Genomic DNA, 23,166 nt, shown 5'->3' on the forward strand with positions numbered 1-23,166 from the left:
CTTACGGCCGCCACTTACGGCAACGGCAGTTCATTGTCGCCCAGCGGCTGGAAATAGGCCGCCACCGCCAATTCGTCCACCTCGGCCAGGCTGGAGGGAGTCCAGGCCGGCCGGCGATCCTTATCTACGACTTGGGCACGAATTCCCTCAAGAAAATCCTGTCCCTGCAAAAAATGCCAGGCGAGGCGGAACTCGCGCCTTAGGGCCTCGTCGAAATCCAGTCCCCGCCCCTCGCGCAATTGCCGGTTGGTCACCGCCAGGCTGAACGGGGCGCGGCCCGACAGCTCGGCCAGGGTATCCCAGGCCCATTGCCCTCCGTCCAGGCGCAGTTCCTCGACCACGTCGCCCAGGCGGCGATGGGCGAAGCAGCGCTCCAGCCCATCCAGCTGGCGGAGCAGCGGCCCATCGCCCGGCTCCTCGTGGAACCGCGCCAGAACGCTCGCCACCGCCTCGCCGGAATCGGCGGCCAGGGCGGCCCCGGCCAGGGCGAGACGCAGCTCGCCCAGCCGGTCCGCCGGAACGAAATGGGTGGCGATCCCCGCCCACAGGCAATCGGCCGGCCCCAGCTGGCGGCCGGTCAGGCCGAGGTAAAGCCCCACATGGCCGGGGCAGCGGTTGAGGAAATGGGTGGCACCCACGTCGGGAAAGAAGCCGATGCCGGTCTCCGGCATGGCGAAGCGGGTACGTTCGGTGGCGATGCGGAAATCCCCGTTGACCGACAGCCCCGCCCCGCCGCCCATGCAGATGCCGTCCAGCAGCGAGACATAGGGCTTGGGGTAGCGGTGGATGCGGCGGTTCAGCCGGTATTCCGTGCGGAAGACGTCGCGGTTGAAGCCGTGGTTACCGCGTCTGGCCGCATCCCACACCATGCGGATGTCGCCGCCGGCGCAGAAGGCCCGCTCGCCCTCCCCCTCGATCAGGACTACGCCGATCTCGGGATCGTCCTCCCACCCGGCCAGACAGCGGGTGATGTCGTGGTACTGCGCCGCAGACAGGGCGTTCAGCACCTTGGGCCGGTTGAGCCGGATGCGCCCCAGGCGCCCATCCCGGGTGACCACCGTTTCCCCGTCCATCCATCCCCCCTAATAGTCATCAAACCTAATGTGCGGCCGCCGGGCGGCCGGCATGATTTTTCCCATTGCCAAAGGCGGCGTCCTTGCCGACCCTTGCGGGCTGAATTTCACGCCACCCCGCCCATGCGGACGAAGACAGGAATCCGACGCCCATGACCGTCACCAGCGCCAATCCCGAGACGATCGTTCTCCATGCCGGCTACCGCGCCGATCCTACCACCGGTGCCGTCGCGGTTCCCATCTACCAGACCACCTCGTACCAGTTCCGCGACACCGAGCACGCCGCCAACCTGTTCGCGCTGAAGGAACTGGGCAACATCTACACCCGCCTGATGAACCCGACCACCGACGTGCTGGAACAGCGCCTGGCCGCCCTGGAGGGCGGCATCGCGGCGCTGGCGCTGTCGTCGGGCCAGGCGGCCTCGACCTTCGCCATTCTGAACCTTGCCCAGGCCGGTGACAACTTCGTCACCTCCACCGACCTCTACGGCGGCACCTGGAACCTGTTCGCCAACACCTTCAAGCAGATGGGCATCGAGGCCCGCTTCGTCGATCCCGCCGACCCGGAAGCCTTCGTCCGCGCCACCGACGACAAGACGCGGGCCTGGTACGCCGAGACCCTGCCCAACCCCAAGCTGCAGGTGTTCCCCATCAATGAGGTGGCCAAGCTGGCCAATCAGGTGGGCGTGCCGCTGATCGTCGACAATACCGCCTCGCCGGTGATCGCCAAGCCGCTCAGTCTGGGCGCCCACATCGTGGTCTATTCCTGCACCAAGTATATCGGCGGCCACGGCACCTCCATCGGCGGCGCCATCGTCGATGGCGGCACCTTCGACTGGGAGAAGCACGCCAAGCGCTTCCCGCTCTTGAACGAGCCTGATCCCAGCTATCACGGCGCCGTGTGGACTCAGGCGGTCAAGCCGCTGGGCCCCATCGCCTACATCATCCGCGCCCGCGTCACCCTGCTGCGCGACATCGGCGCCGCCATCAGCCCGTTCAACGCCTTCCAGGCGCTGCAGGGCATGGAGACCCTGCCGCTGCGCATGCGCGAGCATTGCCGCAATGCCAACGCGGTGGCCGAATTCATCGCCAAGCATCACAAGGTGGCCCACGTCATCCATCCGTCGCTCCAGGCCGGCGAGTACCGCCGCCGCGCCGATGCGGTGCTCAAGGGCGGCTATGGCGGCCTGCTGGGCTTCGAGCTGAAGGGCGGAGCCGAGGCCGGCCGCCGCTTCATCGACGCGCTGAAGATGATCTACCATGTGGCCAATATCGGCGACGCCCGCACCCTGGCCATCCACCCGGCCAGCACCACTCACTCGCAGTTGTCGGCCGACGACCAGCTGGCCTCGGGCGTCACCCCGGGCTATGTGCGGCTGTCCATCGGCATCGAGCATATCGACGACATCCTGGCCGACCTCCGCCAGGCTCTCGACGCCGCCTGAGGCCGTTTCCACGCGAAATGGGGGCCGGCTCCGCGAGGGGCCGGCTCTTTCCTTTCATGGACCATTGTTCACTGGCATGCGGGCGGGCATTATGCTAAACCCCGTTTGCCGCCATCTGCTGGAGACCTGGACCGTGCCGTCCTTCCTGCCCGCCGCCCAATTCCCGCTGACCCGCATGCGCCGCAACCGCCGCGACGACTGGTCCCGCCGCCTGATCTCCGAAACCAAACTGTCGGTGGACGACCTGATCTGGCCGCTGTTCGTAGTGGAAGGCAGCGGCGTGCGCCAGCCGGTGGCCTCCATGCCCGGCGTCGAGCGCCTGTCCATCGACCTGCTGGCGGAGGAGGCGCGCCGCGCCGCCGATCTCGGCATTCCCGCCATCGCCGTGTTCCCCTCGGTCGATCCCGCGCTGAAGACTCCCGATGCGGCCGAGGCCGTCAACCCCGACAACCTGGTCTGCCGGGCGGTGCGCGCCGTCAAGAAGGCGGTGCCCAAGCTGGGCATCATCTGCGACGTGGCGCTCGACCCCTACAACAGCGACGGCCATGACGGGCTGGTGGTCGACAACTACGTGCAGAACGATTCGACGATCGAGGTGCTGTGCCGCCAGGCGGTGGTGCAGGCCGAGGCCGGCTGCGACGTGGCGGCGCCGTCGGACATGATGGACGGCCGCATCAGGGCCATCCGCGAGGCCCTGGATCAGGCGAATTGCGACCATGTGCGCCTGCTGTCCTACGCCGCCAAGTACGCCTCGGCCTTCTACGGCCCGTTCCGCGACGCTGTGGGTTCCAAGTCGGCGCTGAAGGGCGGCGACAAGAAGACCTACCAGATGGACCCGGCCAACACCGACGAGGCGCTGCGCGAAGTGGCGCTGGACCTATCGGAGGGCGCCGACATGGTGATGGTCAAGCCCGGCCTGCCCTATCTCGACATCGTGCGCCGGGTCAAGGAAGCCTTCGCCGTTCCCACCCTGGCCTACCAGGTGTCGGGCGAATACGCCATGATGAAGGCCGCCGCGCTGAACGGCTGGCTGGACTGGGACAAGGTCATGCTGGAAAGCCTGATGGCCTTCCGCCGGGCCGGCGCCGACGCCATCCTCACCTACACCGCCCCCGAGGCGGCGCGCCTGCTGGCCAAGTAAGCCCGTTTCGCGGCATCGCCATTCCAGCAAGGCCGTGCCTCGCGGCAATTGAACACCAATAAAAAGTAATTAACCAAAGTCAATAGCCACTCCCGCCGGGGTATCGTATCATTCGAAAGAAACACCACATCACCCATGTGTTGAACCCCCGGTTTTCCGGGCAGCGGGAAGGATCGAGACGATGACCAGACTCTCCACCACCGGCCTCCTGCTGCTGGCCCTGGCCGTGGCGCCCCCCGCCGCGTCCGCCCAGTCCGCCGCCCCGGACAAGAGCTTCAAGGATTGCCCCTTCTGCCCCGAGATGGTGGTGATCCCCGCCGGCTCGGTCACCGCCGGCAATCCCAAGGATTACGAAGACCCCGAACCCGACGCCCCCAAGCGCCCGAGCATCACCATCGCCAAGCCCTACGCCATCGGCAAGTACGAGGTGACGCAGGCCGAGTGGGAAGCGGTGATGGGCTCCAATCCCAGCGGAACCAAGGCGCCGAACAATCCCGTCGAGCATGTGGACTGGAAGATCATCCAGGAGTTCATCGCCAAGCTGAACGCCAAGTCCGGCCACACCTACCGCCTGCCCACCGAGCAGGAATGGGAATACGCCGCCCGCGCCGGCTCGTCGGCCAGCTATTCCTTCGGCGAGGACGAGAAGAAGCTGGGCGAGCACGCCTGGTACACCGCCAATTCCGGCAACGTCACCCATCCGGTGGGCAAGCTGAAGCCCAACGCCTTCGGCCTGTACGACATGCACGGCAACGTCTGGGAATGGACCGCCGACTGCTACCTGGAAAAGTTCATCGCCGGGCTGAAGGACCAGAAATTCTCCAAGGACTGGGAAACCGGCTGCTACCGCGTGACGCGCGGCGGATCGGCGCTGAACCTGCCCATGGCGGTGACCAGCTGGTACCGCGCCTCGCTGAAGCAGCCGCTGCACAACGCCAATCTCGGCTTCCGGCTGGCCAAGAGCCTGCCCTGATCAGAATGGCGGCGGCGCGTCGGGAGACAGGATTTCGACGCCGTCGCCGAAGGCCATGCCGCTCTCGCGCGGCAAACAGGCCATGTTGAGCGACGCGACGTTGCCGAATACGTTCCCGGCGTTGCCCCGGTGGTTGCCGGGGGAAAAAAGCGGCACTACGTGCCACCACAGCCGGTAGCCCAGATCGAGGATGCGCTTGATCAGCGCCGCCGACTTCTCCTTGCGGTCGTTCTCCACGTAAAGGACGGGGCGCAGGCGGAGAATGGTGTCGCGGGCACCGTCGATGACCTCGGATTCCGCCCCCTCCACGTCGATCTTGATCAGTTTCAGCGCCGGCAGCCCATAGGAATCGAGCGTCGCCACCGGGCAATCGTCGCCGTTCTCGCCGCCCAGGGACAGGCCGCCGAAATTCTCGACGCGGGAAAGATCGAGGCGGGGAACCTTGATGCTGCCGGCCTGGGCGCCCAGCGCCACCCGCTCGGCCCACACCTGCTGCAGGCCGTTGAGCAACAGGTTGGCGGTCAGCACCGCGTGGATGGGGCGCTGCGCCTCGAAGGCCAGCACCCGCCCGGCCGCCCCCACCAGCCCGGCCAGGGGCAGGGTCAGGCCGCCGATATTGGCCCCGGCTTCCACCACCGTGTCGCCGGGGCGGACGAACTGGCGGAACAGGGCGGTTTCGCCCTCGGAATACTCGCCATAGGCGGCGATGGAACGCCCCACCCAGACATCGCCCACCGGATAGAGCATGGTTCCGTAACGGGTGGCGGCCGTCCCCAGATAGGGGGGCAGAGCCAGGACGCCGCCGTTCACGGCCGGCCCAAGCGGGCGCGCAGGCGCATTTCCGCCCAGAACGGCAGGATCATCACCGCCACCATGGCGGCCCAGGCCACCATCTCGTGGTTCTCCCACAGGGCGCGGACCAGCAACGGAATACGGTCGGACCATTGGGGATGCGAGGTGATGAAGTCGTCGCCCCTGGACAGCGCCCAGGCCTCGGACAGCGGCGCCGCCAGGGCCGAAAGAGCCAGCCCGGCGGCGAAGCGCCGGGCGGCGCCGAAACCGTCGCCGCCGAACAGCCGGCCAACGGCGAAGGCCTCATCCCAGGCCTTGCCCTGCACCGCCATGCGACCCAAGGCATAGAGGGAGAGGCCGAAACACGGCATCAGGAACTCGACGGAGGGAATGTCGCGGTAACGGCCGTGCAGCAGCAAGGTGGCGCCGACCACGATGGCGGCGAAGCCGTAGATGGGCATCAGCTTCTCGGCCCATGGCCAGTGGAACGGCCTGGGCTCGCGCGCGAAGCCCTCGCCCGCCGCCCGGACGATCACCAGGGCCAGGATGGTATGCAGGATGATGCGGGCATTGGCCCAGGCGTCCTCCAGCCCATCATAGGCCATGGCGAAGGCGTTGACGGCCTGCCAGACGATGAACAGCCCGGCCACCTGCCCCAGCGCCGCCACCAGCAGGCCGCCCCGGAGGCCGTAGCGCTCGGGACGCCGTCCCAGGAAGGCCAGCGACAGGGCCGAGCCGATCAGCACCGCGGCCGTGGCGTGGCGCGCCCAGAACGGGCTGGGCTCCACCGGACCCGACATGGCGTACTTGACCCGGCGGTTCTCGTCGATCACCCCCCACTTGGCGCCGACCGTGCCCTCCAGATAAGCCTTCCATGGCTGGTCGAAGGCCTCCACCACGTTATAGTCGAAACCGTTTTCCTTGGAGACCAGGGCCAGCGTGCGCACGAAGCGCGCCGCGTTCTCCATGTCGGCCACCGCCGGCCCGCGCGAGCGGCCCCGGGTCGGCCAGCCGGCCTCGCCGATCAGGATGGGCTTGCCGAACTCCCTGGCCATGCGCTGGTAGATGGCGACCAGATGCTGGGCGGCGCCCTCGACGCCCACCGGCTCGTCCTCCCAATAGGGCAGGATGTGGATGGTGAGGAAATCCACCTCCTTGGCCACCTCCGGATATTTCAGCCAGAAGGCCCAGACGTCGGCATAGGACACCGGCTGCCTGACCGCCGCCTTGACCTTGCGGATGTACTGAATCAATTGCTCGGGGGGCAAGTCCTGGCGCAGCAGCACCTCGTTGCCGACGATGACGCGCTTGATCACGTCGGGATAGGAATTGGCCGCCTTGATCAGGGCGTCCACCTCGGCATCGTTGATGGCGGTCTTCTTGCCCAGCCACGCCGAATGCGTCACCTCGATGCCGTATTTGCGGCCCAGTTCCGGCACCACGTCGAGGCCTTCCCGCGAGGTATAGGTGCGCACCCCCTTTGCCACCCCCACCAGACTCTTCATGTCCTGGGCGATCTGCTCCGAGGTGGGATAGACCTGGGTGATGGGTCCCTGGCCGCGCCTAAACGGCGCGAAGGATACCGAGGGGAAGGGCTCGTCGAACGACAGTTCCACCGGCACCGGCCGGTTGAACCACCACCAGCCGGCGGCATTGAGGCTGGCCAGGACCAGGACGGCGAGAACGGCGAGGATACGGTTCATGGAAGACTCATGCTGTTGGCGGGCGGAACGCCCACGCTCCGGATGACGCCTGGGAGCGCGGGCATCCTGCCCGCCCTGCCCGGATCGCGTCAATTCCTCTTGCCGGCGCCGCCCAGGGCCGAGGCGAAGTCGAAATCGCCGTCGCTCTCGAAGCCGACACTGCGCCCGCCCGTGCCGGCCAGGAACAGGGTTCCCGACATGCGGTAGGCCAGACCCGACAGGGTCGAGGTGCCCAAAACCTGCCGCATCAGATCGGTGGTGGAGACATGGGCGGTGCCGGCCAGTTCGGCCTCGCCCAGGCGCGGCACGGTCACCGCCTTGTCGCTGGTGCCCTTGGCGAAGGTCTTGCCGTTGACGTCGATGGCGAAGCGCAGGCCGTCGACGCTCATGGGCGCGTTGTTGGGGTTGCGCACCCGCAGCGTCACCGCCAGGCGTTGCTCCATCAGGGACACGTCCACCGGCACCATGGAAACCAGCACCACCTCGGGCGGCTCGGCGAATTCCGAGGGGGTGCAGGCGGCAAGGCCGAGAAAGACCGCCAGGACCGTTAACCATCTCGTTGACATCAGATTTCCTCCACTTCGGCGATGCCGGAAATGCTGCGCAGCGCGCCCATGAATTTGGGCGAAAGGGTGATGGTGGATTTGAGGCCCAGTTCCACCTCGCGGTTGCCGGCCCGCGCCACGATGGCGACGCGGTTGCGGCCCCGGGCCTCTGCGTTGATCAGGTCGGCCAGTTGCCGGATGGCGCTGTCGTCGGAAATGATCACCCGGATGCCGGCGGCGGCCTTGGCCGCTTCCTGATCCAGCGAGGCGATACGCTGGCAGGTCATGCGCAGTTGGTCGTCCTCGAGCTTGGCATCCACGTCGATAAGCAGCGGCCCGCCGGCGTCGAGCAAGTCCCGCGAGGTGGCGAGGATTTCCGAAAAGCAGGTGACCTCGAACATGCCCGAGGCGTCGGAGAATTGCAGGAAGGCGTAGCGCGAGCCCTTGGCCGACACCCGTTCCTGCTTGGACAGCAGCGATCCGGCAAGGCGCACCCGACCCTTGCCGCCGGCCTGCAGGTGGCGGGTCAGCTCGGCGATCTTCAGGACGTTGAGCCGCTTCATGCTCTTGGCGTAGGCGTCCAGCGGATGGGCGGACAGATAGAAGCCCACCGCCTCGAATTCCTGGTTGAGCTTCTCATGCGGCGACCAGTCGGGGCCGGGCTCGAGCTTGAGCGTCGGGGCGTTGGAGCCGCCCAGCAGGCTCATCTGGCTGGATTCCCGGTCCTCGGCGGCGCTGGCGGCGTAGCGGCAGAGCGTATCGGCGTTCTTGAACAGCCTTCCGCGGTTCTTGTCCAGGCTGTCGAACACCCCGGCCTTGACCATGTTCTCCAGTTGGCGGCGGTTCAGCACCTTGGAATCCATCCGGGCCGCGAAGTCGCCGATATCCTTGAAGCGCCCGCCGCGCTCGCGCTCCTCGACCAGCGATTTCATGGCCGCCTCGCCCACGTTCTTCAGCGCCGCCAGGGCGTAGCGCACGGCGGAACCGCCGTCGGGCAGCAGTTCCACCGAGAAGGCGGGCTGCGAGGCGTTGATATCGGGGGGCAGCAGCTTGATGCCGAGGCGGTCCAGTTCCTGCCTGAACGAATTGAGCTTGTCGGTATTGCTCATTTCGTAGGTCATGGTCGCCGCCATGAACTCGGCCGGGTGGTTGGCCTTCAGCCACGCCGTCTGGTAGGCGATCAGGGCATAGGCGGCGGCGTGCGACTTGTTGAAGCCGTATTCGGCGAACTTGGCCACCTTGTCGAAGATCATCGAGGCCTGGGCGCCGTCCACGGCGCGCGCCGTGGCGCCCTCGACGAACTTGGCCCGCTGGCGGTCCATCTCGTCCCGGTCCTTCTTGCCCATGGCGCGGCGTAGCAGGTCGGCGCCGCCGAGCGAGTAGCCCGACAGCACCTGGGCGATCTGCATCACCTGCTCCTGATAGACCATGATCCCGAAGGTCTCCTTCAGGATGGGCTCCAGCAGCGGATGCATGTAGTCCGGCTCTTCCTTGCCGTGCTTGCAGGCGATGTAGCGCGGAATCTGGTCCATGGGGCCGGGACGATAGAGCGCCACCACGGCGATCAGGTCTTCCAGCCGGTTGGGGCCCATCTTGCGCAGCACGTCGCGCATGCCCGAACTTTCCAGCTGGAACACGCCGGCCGCATCACCTCTGGACAAAAGCTCGTAGGATTTCTGGTCGTCGAGCGGAATGGCCGACAGGTCGATGTCGACGCCCTTGGTCTTCTTGACGTGCTTCACCGCCGTGACCATCACGGTCAGCGTCTTGAGCCCCAGGAAGTCGAACTTCACCAGACCGGCGGATTCCACCCATTTCATGTTGAACTGGGTGACCGGCATGTCGGAGCGCGGATCGCGGTAGAGCGGCACCAGTTCGTCCAGGGGCCGGTCGCCGATCACCACGCCGGCGGCGTGGGTCGAGGCGTGGCGGTAGAGGCCCTCCAGCTTCATGGCCAGGTCGATCAGGTGGGAAACCGCCTCGTCCCTGTCCTTCTGCTCTTTCAGCAGCGGCTCGCTCTCCAGCGCCTGTTCCAGGGTCATGGGATTGGCGGGATTGTTGGGCACCAGCTTGCAGATGCGGTCCACCTGGCCGTAGGGCATCTGCAGCACGCGGCCCACGTCCCTGAGCACGGCGCGGGCCTGCAGCTTTCCGAAGGTGATGATCTGCGCCACCTGGGAATAGCCGTACTTGCCCTGGACGTAGCGGATGGTCTCTTCCCGGCGGTCCTGGCAGAAATCGATATCGAAGTCGGGCATGGAGACGCGTTCGGGATTGAGGAAGCGCTCGAACAGCAACCCCCAGCGCAACGGATCCAAATCGGTGATGGTCAGCGCCCAGGCCACCGCCGAACCGGCACCCGAGCCGCGGCCCGGCCCGACGGGAATGTCCTGGGCCTTGGACCACTGGATGAAGTCGGAGACGATCAGGAAGTAGCCGGGAAAGCCCATCTGCTCGATGACGTTCAGCTCGAACTCGACGCGCTCGCGGTAGGGCTTGGCGGCGTGCTCCTTCTCGTCGTCGGTCATGCCGTGCCGGAAGACGTGCTTTTCCAGCCGTTCCTCCAGGCCTTCCTGGGTCTTCTTGCGCAGCACCTCGGCCTCGGTCAGGCCGTCCATGCGGTAGGGCGGCAGGATGGGCTTGCGCTTGGCGACGCCGAAGGCGCAGCGCCGGGCGATGACCAGGGTGTTGTCGCAAGCCTCGGGCAGGTCGGCGAACAGGGCGCGCATCTCTTCCGGCGACTTGAAATAGTGCTCGGGGGTCAGGCGGCGGCGCTCGTCCTGGGAGATGTAGGCGCCCTCGGCGATGCAGACCAGCGCGTCGTGGGCCTCGTACATGCCCCGGTCGGCGAAGAACGGCTCGTTGGTGGCCACCAGGGGCAGATCGTGCTTGTAGGCCAGGCCGACCAGGGCCGGCTCGATGCGGTCCTCGACCTCCAGGCCGTGGCGCATCAGCTCCACGTAGCAGCGCCCGGCGAAGGCCCGCGCCAGCCGGGCCAGGACGATCTCGGCCTTTTCCCCCTGCCCGTCGGCCAGCAGGCGGCCCACCGGCCCGGCCGGGCCGCCGGTCAGCACGATCAGCCCGTCCGAGCGGGTCTCGATGTCGTGCAGCGTCACCTGCGGCGTCTCGCCGGCATCGGTTTCCAGGAAGGCCTTGGACACCAGCTTCAGCAGGTTGAGATAGCCGGCCTCGTCCTGGCACAGCAGCACCAGGGGATCGGGCTCGGGCTTGCGGCCGTCCTTGGAGGGACCGCCATCCTCCCGCCGGATGGCGATCTGGGCGCCGACCACCGGCTGGATGCCGGCATCGGCGCAGGCGGTGGAGAATTCCAGGGCGCCGAACAGGTTGGCGGTATCGGCGATGCCGATGGCCGGCATAGCCATCTTCTCGCACAGCTTGATCAACTGCTTCAGCTTGATGGCGCCTTCCGCCAGGGAATAGGCGGTGTGGACACGGAGATGGACGAAATCGGCATGAGCGGGCATGGCGGCGAGAGTACCCTATCGGCGGCGGGCCGTCACCCGCCCGTGGCCATATTCCAGCATTCGCCCATGCGCTCCTTGCAGGCGGCCACCACTTGCGCATCCAGCTTGCCGGCGAACACCATGCCGTCCATCAGGGCGGCGATCTCGTCGGTGGTGAGCGGCGCACGGTAGGGCCGATACTGGGCCAGGGCCTGGAAGACGTCGGCCACCGCCACGATGCGCGCCTCCAGGCACAAATCGCCTTCCCGCAGGTGGAAGGGATAGCCGTTGCCCGACAGGCATTCGTGGTGGAAGGACGCCCAATCGGCAACACCGCCCGGCCCGAAGGCATGGGTGAGGATCACCCTTGTGTCGAAGGCGTGCCGCGCCATGCGCAGGCGTTCTGCGGCGTCCAGCGCCCCCTGGCGGTTGAGCAACTCGTCGGGAATGCGCAGCTTGCCGATATCGTGGAGATAACCGGCGATCTCCAGGCCCCGCAGGGTCGCCTCACCCAGGCCCAGGGCCTTGCCCAGCAGCACCGACACCTTGGCCACGCCGCCGCTGTGGCACTCGGTGTAGGGACTCTTGCGGTCGATGATGCCGCCCACCACCGCCGCCAGCCGCACCACCGCCTTGGTATCGAGCAGCACGGGCTCCCCCGCCGCCATCAGGCGGGCCAGGGCTTCCGACAGGACCGGCTCGTCCAGGGCGAACCAGAACGCCTCGCAGCGGGCCAGGCGGTCGAGCGCCGCCAGGGCCTGGGGAGCGAAGAAGCCGCCATGGCCCCGCAGCGCCGCCACCAGCTCGCGCCCGGCGGTGGCGCCGCCCTGCAGCAGCGCGTCGGTGCGGTCGGCCAGACAGATCAGGTTGGCAGCCAGGGCCACGTCCCCGGCGACGCCCCGGTGGCACAGATTGGTCCAGGCGGTGTGATGCTCGGCCACCAGGGGGGCGAGCGGCGCCAGTTCCGGAACGGCCGCCAGATAGCCGGCGCCGCGCGCCGCATGCTCGACGGAATCGGCCCAGCGCAAGGCCCCCATCAGGTCGTGATGCTCGCCGGTGGTGGAGACGCCGCAATCATGCAGCAGGGCGGCCCGCAGCAGCGAGCGGACCTCGCCGTTCTCCCAGCCCAGTTCCTCGGCGATACGGGCGGCGACCAGCCCGACCCGGCGGGAATGGCCGGTCTTGTCCACCCCCACCAGATCGAAGGCGTCGGACAGGGCGAGGATCAGCCGGTCAAGATCGAAACAGCTTGGAATCGCACCCATCGGCACCCCCGTTCCGATATCCGCGACCATCCTACTCCCCTGCCGGGAGAGACTCCATCCCGGAGCGCGGGTACATCAACTCTCCTCTCCGATACTGGAGCGCGGGCGTCCCGCCCGCATCACCCGTCCCGCCAATAGGCGCTGCCCCATCGCCACTCCTCCGCCTTTGAACACAACCCCGCCTTCACCGGGTTGTTCTCCACATAGGCGGTGGCTGCCGCCAAGTGGAATTCACTACGGACGAAACGGTCGTAATAATCCGGCTGCCAGATGGTCCCCTGCTCACCGAGCCGGCGATTGATGGCCTTACCAGTAAAGGACTTCCATGTGTGGAGAAGCTCGGCCAGCGGAACGCCGGGCTGCACCAGCACATGGACGTGATTGGGCATCACGACCCAGGCCAGGAGGCGATAGCGGTCAGCGTCGAAGTGAAGCAGAGCCCGTTCGACCAGGTCGGCGATCTCAGGCCGCCGCAGCAGGCAGCGGCCATGCCCTGCGTCCAGATAAGCATCCACCTTGGCCGAAGTCTCCGCTTCGGTGCCGAGACGCTCCACGATTTCGGCCGGCAGGCTGTCGGCAAGACGGAAAGTGACGGACTGGATCACTTCGGGCGTATCAAAATGGGGAAGATAGCCGCGCGATACCCAGCCTTTGAAAGCGGTCACGATGAACGCCTCCCTGCGGGCGGGACGCCCGCGCTCCGACAATGGCCTGCGGGCGGGACGCCCGCGCTCCCAAGAAATCCACGGAGCGCGGGCATCTTGCCCGCATCACCCATCCTACTGTTCGACCAGCAACCCCTCGCTCATCTTCACCACCCGGTCCATGCGGGCGGCGAGGTCGGGGTTGTGGGTGGCGATCAGCGCCGCCACGCCCGAGCCCTTGACCAGGCGGATCAGTTCGTCGAACACCCCTTCGGCGGTATGGGGGTCGAGATTGCCGGTGGGCTCGTCGGCCAGCAGCACACGCGGAGCATTCGCCAGGGCGCGGCAGATGGCGACGCGCTGCTGCTCGCCGCCCGACAGCTGGCCGGGGCGGTGCTCGGCGCGCTCGGCCAGCTTCATGCGGCCCAGCAGGTCCATGGCCCGTTCCCGCGCCTGGGGGCGCGGCACGCCGGCGATCATCTGCGGCAGGATGACGTTCTCCACCGCCGAGAATTCCGGCAGCAGGTGATGGTACTGATAGACGAAGCCCAGGTGCAGGCGGCGCAGCAGGGTGCGGTCCTTCTCGCCCAGCGCGCCGGCCGGATTGCCGGCCAGGAACACCTCGCCGCCATCGGGCCGTTCCAGCAGGCCGGCGATGTGCAGCAGGGTGGACTTGCCCGCCCCCGAGGGGCCGACCAGGGCGACGATCTCGCCCGCCCGGATCTCCAGATCGGCGCCCTTCAGCACCTCCAGCTCGTCCTTGCCCTGCTTGAAGGCGCGGCGGATGTTTTCCAGCTTCAGTCCGTCGCTACTCATAACGAAGGGCCTCCACCGGATCGAGCTTGGCGGCGCGCCACGCGGGGTAGATGGTGGCGGCGAACGACAGGCCCAGCGCCATCAGCACCACGGTGACCACCTCGCCCGTCTCGACCCGGGCGGGCAACTGGGTCAGGAAGTAGATTTCGGCGGCGAACAGCTCGCGCCCGATGATCGACTGGATGAACTGGCGGATGTTCTCGATATTGCTGGCGAAGGCCACCCCCAGCAGGGTGCCGGCCACCGTGCCGACCACGCCCACCGAGGCGCCGGCCAGGAAGAAGATGCGCAAGATCATGCCGCGCGTCGCCCCCATGGTGCGCAGGATGGCGATGTCGCGGCCCTTGTCCTTCACCAGCATGATCAGGCTGGAGATGATGTTGAAGGCCGCCACCAGGATGATGAGGGTGAGGATCAGGAACATGACGTTCCGCTCCACCTGGATGGCGTTGAAGAAGTTGGCGTTGGCCTGCTGCCAGTCGTAGATGGTGGCATTGCTGCCGGTGATGTCCCAGATGGCCTTGCGGGTCTCGGGCACCATGTCGGGGTTCTCAAGGAACACCTCGATCTGGGTCACCGAATCGGGCAGGCGGAAATAGGTCTGGGCGGCCTCCAGCGGCATGAAGATGAAGCCGGAATCGTACTCGAACATGCCGACGTCGAAGGTGCCGGCCACCTTGTAGCCGCGCATGCGCGGCACGGTGCCGAAGGCGGTGGCGTTGCCCTTGGGCGAGATCAGCGAGACGGAATCGCCGACGCGCACCCCCAGCTTCTCGGCCAGACGCTTGCCGAGGATCACCGCGTCGTCGCCGGCGAAATCGGCCGGGTTGCCGCGATACTTCTTCTGGAAGATGGGCCGGGTCAGCAGGTCCCCCGCCCGCACGCCGCGCACGATGGCCCCCGTCCCGCCGCCGGCCGAGGTGGCGAACACCTGGCCCTCGGCGGTGGGGATCACCTTGGTCACGCCGGGCAGCTTGCGGATGGATTCGGCCAAAGGGTCGAAGCCGGTGAGCGGCGCCCCCGAACCGTAGACGCCGATATGGCCGTTGATGCCGAGGATGCGGCCCAGCAACTCGTGACGAAAGCCGTTCATCACCGCCATCACCACGATCAGTGTGGCGACCCCTAAGCCGATGCCGGCCAGCGAGAACCCGGCGATGACCGAGATGAAGCCTTCCTTGCGCCGGGCCCGCAGATAGCGGAACGCCACCATGCGCTCGAACGAATTGAAGATCATGGAACCCCGCGGATCAATCCTGGGGGGCGACAATAGGCAAAGCCGGCCGGCTTGGCAACGCTACCGCCGCCCTCCCGCCTTCACCCCCCGGCGGGAACAGGCCTCGGCCAGGGCGCGCTGGTCCTCGGACAGCATGGGCTCGCCGTTGAAGGTGAAGGTATTGCGGGCGACATCGTACTTGACCGTTCCCACCTTCATCTGGGTCGAATCCAGCCCCTTGGCCGACAGGCCGGCCAGGGTTCCCTCGGTCGCCATGTTGGTGTCGGTGTAGTCCTGGCGCAGCGTCGTGTCGTTGGCCTGCAAGGTGGCGACGGTGTTGCTGTTGGCGGTGATAGAGGAATTCACCGTGGCGATCTGCGAATTGATGGAGGAAAGATTGCTGTTGTAGGTGTTGTCGATGGTCGCCTGCCGCGCCGCCCTGACCCGCAGCAGCCCCGGGTCGGTCTCCCCGGCGCCGCCGGTGATGGCGACGATCGCCGCGGTATCGGTGTTGTAGGTATTGGTCAGCGCCGTCTTCTGGGTATTCAGCGTGGTGAGTTGGGTGTTCAGCGTGGTCCCCTGGGCCTGGGCGGTGGCGATGGCCGTGGTGTTGGCCGCCACGGCGGCGGCGGCCTCCTCCTTGTTCTTGTTGGCCTTCTTGGCCTTGTTGTAGGTCAGCGGGTTGATGGTGAGGGGAATCTCCAGCACCTCGGGCAGGACCTTCCTGGCGAACTCGGCCTGCTTGGGGTCGGCATCGGCCGACACCACCCGTTTGCCGCGCACATCCACCCCCGGCTGGTAGGCCACGTCGGCGGAGGGGGTGTGGCTGATCACCCGCGAGCAATCCAGCTTGGAAATACTGATCACCATGGGGCCCGACGAGCCAGAGGCCCCCTGGGCCAGGACGGCCGGGGCGGACAGGCAGAAGGCGGCGGACAGCATCAGCAAACGGCGCATGACCCGGCTCCGGACGGTGAAGGGACGGCTTCCCCACGATGCGCCCGTCGAAGCGCGCCTTCAAGACTTTCGCGCCCCGCCCCATTTACGAAAGGTTCACAAAGAAATGGGGTGACGGCCGCCAGAATATTTCGTAAAATGGTCCCAAGCTCGGTGAACGGGCAAGACATCCGATAACGGTTGCGCCAATAGCGGCTTGAGTGTCGGGAGGAACGTGTCCCAGGTCCGCCGAAAGGCCGAGGCCAGGAACGTAGGATGCGGCAGGATCGCCACGGCGGTCCTGCCGTTTCCGTTTTCAGCGATAGAAGGCGGGATCGACCCGCAGATACGGAGGGGCCGCCGCCCGGACGCGGGCCTGCACCGGGCAATCCTCGCGATGGGAGCCGGGCAGATAGCCGATGCTCATCAGGAATTCACCCACCACCTCGCCGCCCATGAAGACGAAGGTGGCCCTGAACAGCTTGACCCAGTCGTTCTTGGTCAGCGGATGGTGCCGCTCGATCCAGGCGGCGAAGCTGCCCTCTCGCGCCCGCAGGGCCTGGAGCCGCCGGGCGTTCTCGACGATGGCTTCCAGCTTGCGGCGGTTGCGGATGATGCCGGCGTCGGCCAGCAGGCGCTCCATCTCGGCCTCGCCATAGGCGGCCACCGTGTCCACGTCGAAGCCGTCGAAGGCGGCGACCATGGACGGGCGTTTCTTCAACACGATCAGCCAGGACAGGCCCGCCTGGAAAATCTCCAGACACAGGCGCTCGAACAGCGCCCGCTCGTCGGTGAGCGGAAAGCCGTATTCCTGGTCATGATAGGGGCCGTGATGGGGATGGCCCGGAGCGACGTCGCAGTACCAGGACATTTGTTTCTCCTCGGCCACGCGGCCGCCCCGCCAACCCCGCGTGGCCGAGGAGGGTTGGAGCGTTTCTCCTCGGCTGCGCGGCCGCCCCGCCAACCCCGCGTGGCCGAGGAGGGTTGGAGTGGTGTTACGCCTGCTCCAGCTCGACCAGGGTACCGTTGAAGTCCTTGGGATGCAGGAACAGCACCGGCTTGTCGTGGGCGCCGATCTTGGGCTCGCCATCGCCCAGCACCCGGGCGCCGGTGGCCTTCAGCTTGTCGCGCGCCGCCAGGATGTCCTCGACCTCGTAGCAGATGTGGTGGATGCCGCCCGACGGATTCTTCTCGAGGAAGCCGGCGATGGGCGACTTCTCCCCCAGGGGATGGAGCAGTTCCACCTTGGTGTTGGACAGCTCCACGAACACCACCGTCACGCCATGGGCCGGTTGCGGCACCGGCGCCGAAACCTTGGCCCCCAGCGTGTCGCGGTAGAGCGCGGTGGCGGCGGCCAGATCGGGCACGGCGATGGCGACATGGTTCAACTTACCGATCATCGGAATCCTCGTCCTTGCTGAAAAAAGCATCGACGACAGCTATAGCATGGCTGCGGCGGCTCGGCCAAAGGCGATGCGGCCTTTACTCGCCGCCCGCCGCGGGTTAGGAAGGGGCTCAGCGCCTGAAACGGGATGTGGGGCGGAACCGTGCCGGAACACGCCGCGACGAAGAACAAGACGGCCGGGGACAAGCCGGGCGCCCAGGACTACGCGCATATCGGCGACACCATGTCCGTCTGGGCCAAGGTGGCCAATGCGACGGCCCTGGTCCTGCTGCTCGGCCTCTCCGCCCTGTTCGTGGTGGCCATGGGCTCGCTGCCGCGCATCGACGGGCGCCACCCGGTCAGCGGCATCCACCTGAAGACCACCATCACCCGCGACAGCGTCGGCATCCCGACCATCGTCGCCGAAACCCGGCATGACGCCTATTTCACCATGGGCTGGGTCCATGCCCAGGACCGCATGTGGCAGATGGAGGCCCAGCGCCGCCTGGGCGCCGGGCGGCTGGCCGAGGTGGTCGGCGAGCCGGGCCTGGCCAGCGACCGCTACATGCGCACCCTGGGCCTCTATCGCGCCGCCGAGCGCTCGCTGGGGGCGCTGTCGGAGCAGACGCGCTCGGCGCTGCAATCCTATGCCGACGGCGTCAACGCCTGGATGGCCTACAACATTCACCGCCTGCCGCCCGAATTCACCATCCTCGGCCTCCGGCCCGAGCCCTGGACCCCCGCCGATTCCATGGTCTGGCAGAAGATCATGGCCATGACGCTGACCGGCAACTGGCACGACGACATCCTGCGGGCCCAGCTGGCCCGCAGGATGGAGCCCAAGCGGCTGGCCGAGCTGTTCCCCGCCTACCCCGCCGACGCCCCGGTGACCCTGTCGGCAGAAGGCGGCAAGGCCCTGCTCGATTCCATGCCCGATTCCATGCGCCCCACCCCCGCCTCCAATGTCTGGGTGGTGGCCGGTTCCCGCACCAAGTCGGGCAAGCCGCTGCTGGCCGGCGACCCCCATCTGGCCTTCCGCGCCCCCATCCTGTGGTATCTGGCGGAACTGGAGGCTCCCGGCCTCAAGCTGGCGGGGGCCACGGTTCCCGGCCTGCCCTTCCACCTGATCGGCCATAACGGCCGCATCGCCTGGAGCTTCACCGCCACCCAGGCCGACACGGTGGACCTGTTCGTGGAAAAGCTGGCCGGCGACGGCGCCTATCGCGCCGCCGACGGCAACCGCCCCTTCCTCATCCGCACCGAGACCATCCGGGTCAAGGGCAAGCCGGACGAGGTGCTGAACGTGCGGGAAACCCGCCACGGGCCGGTAATTTCCGATCTTCTCGCCCAGGACATCGCCGGCAAGGACGAGGTGATCGCCCTGTCGGCCACCGCGCTGGGCCACGGCGACACCAGCGTCCAGGCCCTGCTGCTGCTCAACCAGGCCACCGACTGGGGCGGCTTCACCAAGGCGGTCCGGGAGGTGCAGGCGCCGGTGCTGAACGTCGCCTATGCCGATACCAGCGGCAACACCGGATTCTTCACCGCCGGGCGCATTCCTGTCCGCAAGTCGGGCAACGGCACCGTGCCGGTGCGCGGCTGGACCGGCGAGGGCGACTGGACCGGCTGGGTGCCGGCGGCCAAGCTGCCCCAGAGCCTCAACCCCAAATCGGGGGTGATGGTCAACGCCAACAACAAGGTGGCGGGCGACAAGTATCCCTACCTGATCTCCGCCACCTGGGCCGAGGGGTACCGCGCGGCGCGCATCCGCGACCTGCTGGGCGAACGCCGCGACCTGACCATGGACGACATGATGGCCATCCAGGCCGATTCCGTGTCGCTGCAGGCGGTCGAGCTCAAGGACTTGCTGACCGGCATCGAGTTCAAGGACCAGCGCTCCCGCGAGGCCGCCCAGCGGATCGCCGATTGGGACGGCAAGGCCGACCGCGACCGGGCCGAGCCGCTGATCTTCGCCGCCTGGATCAACCGCCTCAACCGCGCCATCCTCGCCGACGAACTGAAGGAATCGTTCCAGGCCTTCGAGCGGGTCCGCCCCCAGGTGCTGGTGGACATCCTGACCCGGCGGCGCCACTGGTGCGACGGCATCGACACGCCCGAGGCGGAAAGCTGCGATGACCTGATCGAGCGCAGCCTGGACCAGTCCCTGGCCGAGTTGGATGCCGCCTGGGGCAAGGACATGAGGAAATGGCGCTGGGGCGCCGCCCACCCCGCCCGCTTCGAGCATCCCCTCCTGGGAAAGATCCCCCTGCTGGGCGGCATGGCCGACCTGCAGGTGCCCGCCGACGGCGACGATTTCACCGTGTCGCGCGCCGCCTATCGCATCGAGGACAACGCCACCCGTTTCCCCCAGATTCACGGTGCCGGATTGCGCGCGGTGTTCGATCTGTCCGATCTGGCCGACAGCCGTTTCGTCATCGCCACCGGCCAGTCGGGCAACCCGCTGTCGCGCCATTACGCCGACATGCTGCCGGCGTGGAGCGTCAACCGCCTTTACCGCTTCGGCCAGGACAGCAAGCGCTCGGTGCTGATCCTGGAGCGGGGACGCTAGAAGGTCACACCACGTCGGAAAGGTGCGACGCCGCCGGGTCCATGTAGCTGCCGCGGAAATAGACCAGCGGGCTGCCGCCCTCCTGGTGCTTCAGCTTCTCAACCTTGCCGATGAAAATCTGGTGGTCGCCGCCGTCGATGACCTTGACCAGCGAGCATTCCAGGCTGGCCAGGCATCCCGTCAGGATGGGGACGCCGCTGGTCCATTCGGTGCGGGCCACGCCCTGCCACTTGTCCTCGGACCGGCTGGCGAAGCGGATGGACAGGTCGCGCTGGTGTTCCGACAAGATGTTGATGGCGAAATGGCCGAAGGCCTTGAACGCCTCCATGCTCGAGGTGGAATTGCCCAGGCAGAACAGCACCATGGGCGGGTCGAGCGACAGGGAGGAGAAGGCGCTGACAGTGACGCCCACCGGTCCCCTGGTATCCAGCGTCAGGGTGGTGACCACCGTGACGCCAGAGGCGAAACAGCCCAAAGTCTTGCGAAAGGAACGAGGGTCAAGGGACATGAACGGCTCGGTATCACTGGAGGCGGGATTTAAATTTAAAAGCCTTCCACCGTCCAGGTCAAATGCGCCATTACCCTTCCCGCCGGAAAAGAGACGCTTTTCATCGCGACAAGGCAGTTGACTCAAGACATGGAGCGGGAATTATAGCATTCTCCGTGGTAAGGAGATGATCTGCCCATCCCCTTCGGGGTGGCGTTCAGGGGAAGTGAATGTTCGCAATCATCGGCATCGTCGTGACATTCGTCAGCGTCATCGGCGGTTATGCTGCTCCGGGCGGCCATCTGGGCGTTCTGTTCCAGCCTTTCGAATGGCTGATCATCATCGGTGCGGCGGTCGGCTCGCTGCTGCTCGGCAACCCCAAGTCGATCATCCTCGGCATCGGCAAGAACATGGGCCTGGTGTTCAAGGGCGCCCATCACGGCAAGGACGATTACATCGAGCTGCTGTCGGTGTTGTACGCGGTGTTCAAGCTGGCCAAGACCAAGGGCGACCTGGCGCTGGAAAGCCATGTGGAAAAACCCGACGAGAGCCCGCTGTTCGGCAAGTTCCCCAAGTTCAGCTCCGACCACCACACCCGTACCTTCTTCTGCGACTATCTGCGGCTGCTGACTCTCGGCACCAGCAACGCCCACGAGCTGGAATCCATCATCGACGGCGAGCTGGAAGCCCACCACAAGCACTATCACGAGATCGCCCACGCGGTGAACCTGATGGGCGACGCCATGCCGGCGCTCGGCATCGTGGCGGCGGTGCTGGGCGTGATTCACACCATGGGCTCCATCACCGAGCCGCCGGAGGTGCTGGGCCACCTGATCGGCGCGGCGCTGGTGGGCACCTTCTCGGGCGTGCTGATCTCCTACGCCTTCATCGCCCCCATCGCCCGCAACATGCAGCTGTGCTTCGATTCCGACCACTACTATTTCCTGGCCATCAAGGCCGGGCTGCTGGGCCACATGCAGGGCTACGCCCCCCAGGTGTCCATCGAGTTCGCCCGCAAGATCCTGCCCGACGAGCTGCGCCCGACCTTCCAGGAACTGGAAGAGACCGTCACCAACCTGCCTCCCGATTGAGCCATAGGAGCGGCTGGACATGGCGGAAGGCGGTCAGCAGATCATCATCAAGCGGGTCAAGAAGGTGGCCGGCGGCGCCCATGGCGGCGCCTGGAAGGTGGCCTACGCCGACTTCGTGACCGCCATGATGGCCTTCTTCCTGCTGCTGTGGCTGCTCAACGCCGTCACCGAGGAACAGCTGACCGGCGTGTCCAACTACTTCGCCCCCACCATGGCCTCCAAGAGCGCCTCGGGCGCCGGCGGCCTGCTGGGCGGCAAGGTGATCGGCGAGGGCGCCCAGGTCTCCAACACTTCGTCGCCCTCCCTGGTGCAGCATCTGCCCCCCGCCTCCATCGGCCCGGGCGGCGAGGACCTGACCGGGTCCAAGGAATTCGAGTCCGAGAACCCCGGTGAAAGCAATCTGGGGCCGGGCCAGGGCGCCGGCCAGGGCGAGGGACAAGGGCCGGGCCAGGGCAAGGACCGCTCCGGCATGTCCGAGCAGGAGTTCAAGGAAGCCCAGGCCCAACGCGAGCAACAGAAGTTCGACAAGGCCAAGGAAGTCCTGGAAGGCGCCATGAAGGGCATCCCGGAAATGAAGCAGTTCCAGGGCTCCATGCTGGTGGACAACACGCCCGAGGGCCTGCGCATCCAGATCACCGACCAGGAAGGCCTGGCCATGTTCCCGTCGGGCTCCAGCGCCCCTTATGGCCATACCAGGGCCATGCTCGATCTGGTGTCGCGCGTGGTGCGCCAGTTGCCCGACAACCGCATCGCCATTTCCGGCCACACCGATTCCGTTCCCTTCCGCGATCCGTCCGGCTACACCAATTGGGAATTGTCGGCCGACCGCGCCCTGGCCAGCCGCCGGGCGCTGATCGCCTCGGGTGTCCCGGAAAGCCGCATCGACCGCATCGTCGGCCGCGCCGACCAGGAGCCGCTGGACAAGGGCGATCCCAAGGGCCTGCGCAACCGCCGCATCAGCATCATTCTGCTGCGCGAGAACGACCTGGGGCCGGTGGATTCCCAGTCGCTGTCGGTTCCCATGAAGGGCAACGCCCCCCCGGCCAGGCGCTAGGCGGCCGCCATGGCGATGCCGCCCTCCCCGTTCTCCCGCATCATCGACCACACCCCGGAATGGAACGATCCCTGGGGCCAGCCCCGCTACTACATGGGCATCACCGTGCGGCGCATCTACGCCTATTGCATCGATCTGGTGGTGGTCGGCCTGCTGATCGGCATGGTGTTCATGGCCTCCATCATCTTAGGCGCGCTGACGCTGGGCCTGCTGTGGCCGGCCATGATGCTGCTGATGGCGCTCACCCCCGTCGCCTACCACACGCTGACCATCGCCGGCCCCCGCGCCGCCACCCTGGGCATGCGGGCGGCGAAGATCCGGGTGATGTCGGTGGGCGCCAACGCCTTCGACGACAACGGGCGCCCCAGCCTGCTGCAGGCCGCCATCCAGACGGTCTGCTTCTACGGCTCGGTGGCGGTGACCGGTTCGCTGATCCTGGCCGTCGCCCTGTTCAATCCCCGGCGGCGCACGGTGCACGACATGCTGGCCGGCACCGTGGTGGTCAACGATCCGGCGCAATGGACGGGCTAGATCAAGGGGCTGGCGGCGACGGGCGCCACCTCCTATA

Annotated in this window: 20 protein-coding genes; 7 read left to right on the forward strand and 13 right to left on the reverse strand. The window is 66.9% G+C overall.

The window, feature by feature from the left end:
- Positions 1-14: 14 nt before the first annotated feature.
- The gene (locus tag H261_RS01030) at positions 15-1,073 is read right to left on the reverse strand and encodes an enoyl-CoA hydratase/isomerase family protein (RefSeq protein ID WP_008613326.1); all 1,059 of its coding nucleotides are present in this window, start codon (positions 1,071-1,073) and stop codon (positions 15-17) included.
- A 152-nt stretch (positions 1,074-1,225) separates the two neighbouring features.
- On the opposite strand from H261_RS01030, the gene H261_RS01035 reads away from it, so the two are divergent.
- From H261_RS01035 to H261_RS01045, 3 genes are all read left to right on the forward strand, one after another.
- Positions 1,226-2,518, forward strand: a complete 1,293-nt coding sequence (locus tag H261_RS01035) for an O-acetylhomoserine aminocarboxypropyltransferase/cysteine synthase family protein (RefSeq protein ID WP_008613328.1) — start codon at positions 1,226-1,228, stop codon at positions 2,516-2,518.
- A 175-nt stretch (positions 2,519-2,693) separates the two neighbouring features.
- Entirely contained in the window at positions 2,694-3,659 is a 966-nt protein-coding gene (gene hemB / locus H261_RS01040) for a porphobilinogen synthase (RefSeq protein WP_152426640.1), read from the forward strand.
- Positions 3,660-3,840: 181 nt separating this feature from the next.
- Positions 3,841-4,632, forward strand: coding sequence for a formylglycine-generating enzyme family protein (locus H261_RS01045; RefSeq protein WP_008613334.1), 792 nt, complete (start codon positions 3,841-3,843; stop codon positions 4,630-4,632).
- Here H261_RS01045 and H261_RS01050 read toward each other — a convergent pair whose 3' ends face one another.
- The 11 genes from H261_RS01050 to mce all read right to left on the reverse strand — a co-directional run bounded on the left by H261_RS01050 (position 4,633) and on the right by mce (position 17,413).
- Complete coding sequence (locus H261_RS01050; protein WP_008613335.1) at positions 4,633-5,442, reverse strand: FkbM family methyltransferase; 810 nt, start codon at positions 5,440-5,442, stop codon at positions 4,633-4,635. It abuts the gene before it with no gap.
- Positions 5,439-7,127, reverse strand: a complete 1,689-nt coding sequence (locus H261_RS01055) for a glycoside hydrolase family 17 protein (protein WP_008613336.1) — start codon at positions 7,125-7,127, stop codon at positions 5,439-5,441. Before H261_RS01055 ends, H261_RS01050 begins: the two co-directional genes overlap by 4 nt.
- 89 nt (positions 7,128-7,216) lie before the next feature.
- On the reverse strand, positions 7,217-7,693 hold the full coding sequence (locus H261_RS01060) for an LEA type 2 family protein (RefSeq protein WP_008613337.1): 477 nt from the start codon (positions 7,691-7,693) through the stop codon (positions 7,217-7,219).
- Complete coding sequence (gene dnaE, locus H261_RS01065; protein WP_008613338.1) at positions 7,693-11,157, reverse strand: DNA polymerase III subunit alpha; 3,465 nt, start codon at positions 11,155-11,157, stop codon at positions 7,693-7,695. Before dnaE ends, H261_RS01060 begins: the two co-directional genes overlap by 1 nt.
- Before the next feature lie 32 nt (positions 11,158-11,189).
- On the reverse strand, positions 11,190-12,401 hold the full coding sequence (locus H261_RS01070) for an HD-GYP domain-containing protein (RefSeq protein WP_040475564.1): 1,212 nt from the start codon (positions 12,399-12,401) through the stop codon (positions 11,190-11,192).
- Positions 12,402-12,520: 119 nt separating this feature from the next.
- Positions 12,521-13,066 carry an REP-associated tyrosine transposase gene (locus H261_RS01075; RefSeq protein WP_200860217.1) on the reverse strand — a complete coding sequence of 182 codons (546 nt, stop codon included), beginning with the start codon at positions 13,064-13,066 and terminating at the stop codon, positions 12,521-12,523.
- A gap of 114 nt (positions 13,067-13,180) precedes the next feature.
- Positions 13,181-13,861 carry an ABC transporter ATP-binding protein gene (locus tag H261_RS01080; protein WP_008613341.1) on the reverse strand — a complete coding sequence of 227 codons (681 nt, stop codon included), beginning with the start codon at positions 13,859-13,861 and terminating at the stop codon, positions 13,181-13,183.
- The gene (locus H261_RS01085; RefSeq protein ID WP_008613342.1) at positions 13,854-15,098 is read right to left on the reverse strand and encodes a lipoprotein-releasing ABC transporter permease subunit; all 1,245 of its coding nucleotides are present in this window, start codon (positions 15,096-15,098) and stop codon (positions 13,854-13,856) included. Before H261_RS01085 ends, H261_RS01080 begins: the two co-directional genes overlap by 8 nt.
- Before the next feature lie 60 nt (positions 15,099-15,158).
- On the reverse strand, positions 15,159-16,034 hold the full coding sequence (locus tag H261_RS01090) for a hypothetical protein (RefSeq protein ID WP_008613343.1): 876 nt from the start codon (positions 16,032-16,034) through the stop codon (positions 15,159-15,161).
- A 295-nt stretch (positions 16,035-16,329) separates the two neighbouring features.
- Complete coding sequence (locus H261_RS01095; RefSeq protein ID WP_008613344.1) at positions 16,330-16,884, reverse strand: DNA-3-methyladenine glycosylase I; 555 nt, start codon at positions 16,882-16,884, stop codon at positions 16,330-16,332.
- A 124-nt stretch (positions 16,885-17,008) separates the two neighbouring features.
- Entirely contained in the window at positions 17,009-17,413 is a 405-nt protein-coding gene (mce, locus tag H261_RS01100; RefSeq protein WP_008613345.1) for a methylmalonyl-CoA epimerase, read from the reverse strand.
- A gap of 147 nt (positions 17,414-17,560) precedes the next feature.
- Between mce and H261_RS01105 the strand changes: the two genes are divergently transcribed.
- Positions 17,561-19,966, forward strand: coding sequence for a penicillin acylase family protein (locus tag H261_RS01105; RefSeq protein ID WP_235062839.1), 2,406 nt, complete (start codon positions 17,561-17,563; stop codon positions 19,964-19,966).
- Between the two features lie 4 nt (positions 19,967-19,970).
- Here the strand turns inward: H261_RS01105 and H261_RS01110 are convergent, their stop codons facing one another.
- Positions 19,971-20,474, reverse strand: coding sequence for a flavin reductase family protein (locus H261_RS01110; RefSeq protein ID WP_040475565.1), 504 nt, complete (start codon positions 20,472-20,474; stop codon positions 19,971-19,973).
- A gap of 209 nt (positions 20,475-20,683) precedes the next feature.
- On the opposite strand from H261_RS01110, the gene motA reads away from it, so the two are divergent.
- From motA to H261_RS01125, 3 genes are read left to right on the forward strand one after another with little or no spacing between them, the layout of a single operon-like run.
- Entirely contained in the window at positions 20,684-21,544 is an 861-nt protein-coding gene (gene motA / locus H261_RS01115) for a flagellar motor stator protein MotA (protein WP_008613349.1), read from the forward strand.
- A gap of 19 nt (positions 21,545-21,563) precedes the next feature.
- Complete coding sequence (locus H261_RS01120) at positions 21,564-22,598, forward strand: flagellar motor protein MotB (protein ID WP_008613350.1); 1,035 nt, start codon at positions 21,564-21,566, stop codon at positions 22,596-22,598.
- Positions 22,599-22,607: 9 nt separating this feature from the next.
- On the forward strand, positions 22,608-23,129 hold the full coding sequence (locus H261_RS01125; protein ID WP_008613351.1) for an RDD family protein: 522 nt from the start codon (positions 22,608-22,610) through the stop codon (positions 23,127-23,129).
- Positions 23,130-23,166: the final 37 nt, after the last annotated feature.

It is taken from the genome of Paramagnetospirillum caucaseum, from assembly GCF_000342045.1.
Classification (GTDB): Bacteria; Pseudomonadota; Alphaproteobacteria; order Rhodospirillales; family Magnetospirillaceae; genus Phaeospirillum; species Phaeospirillum caucaseum.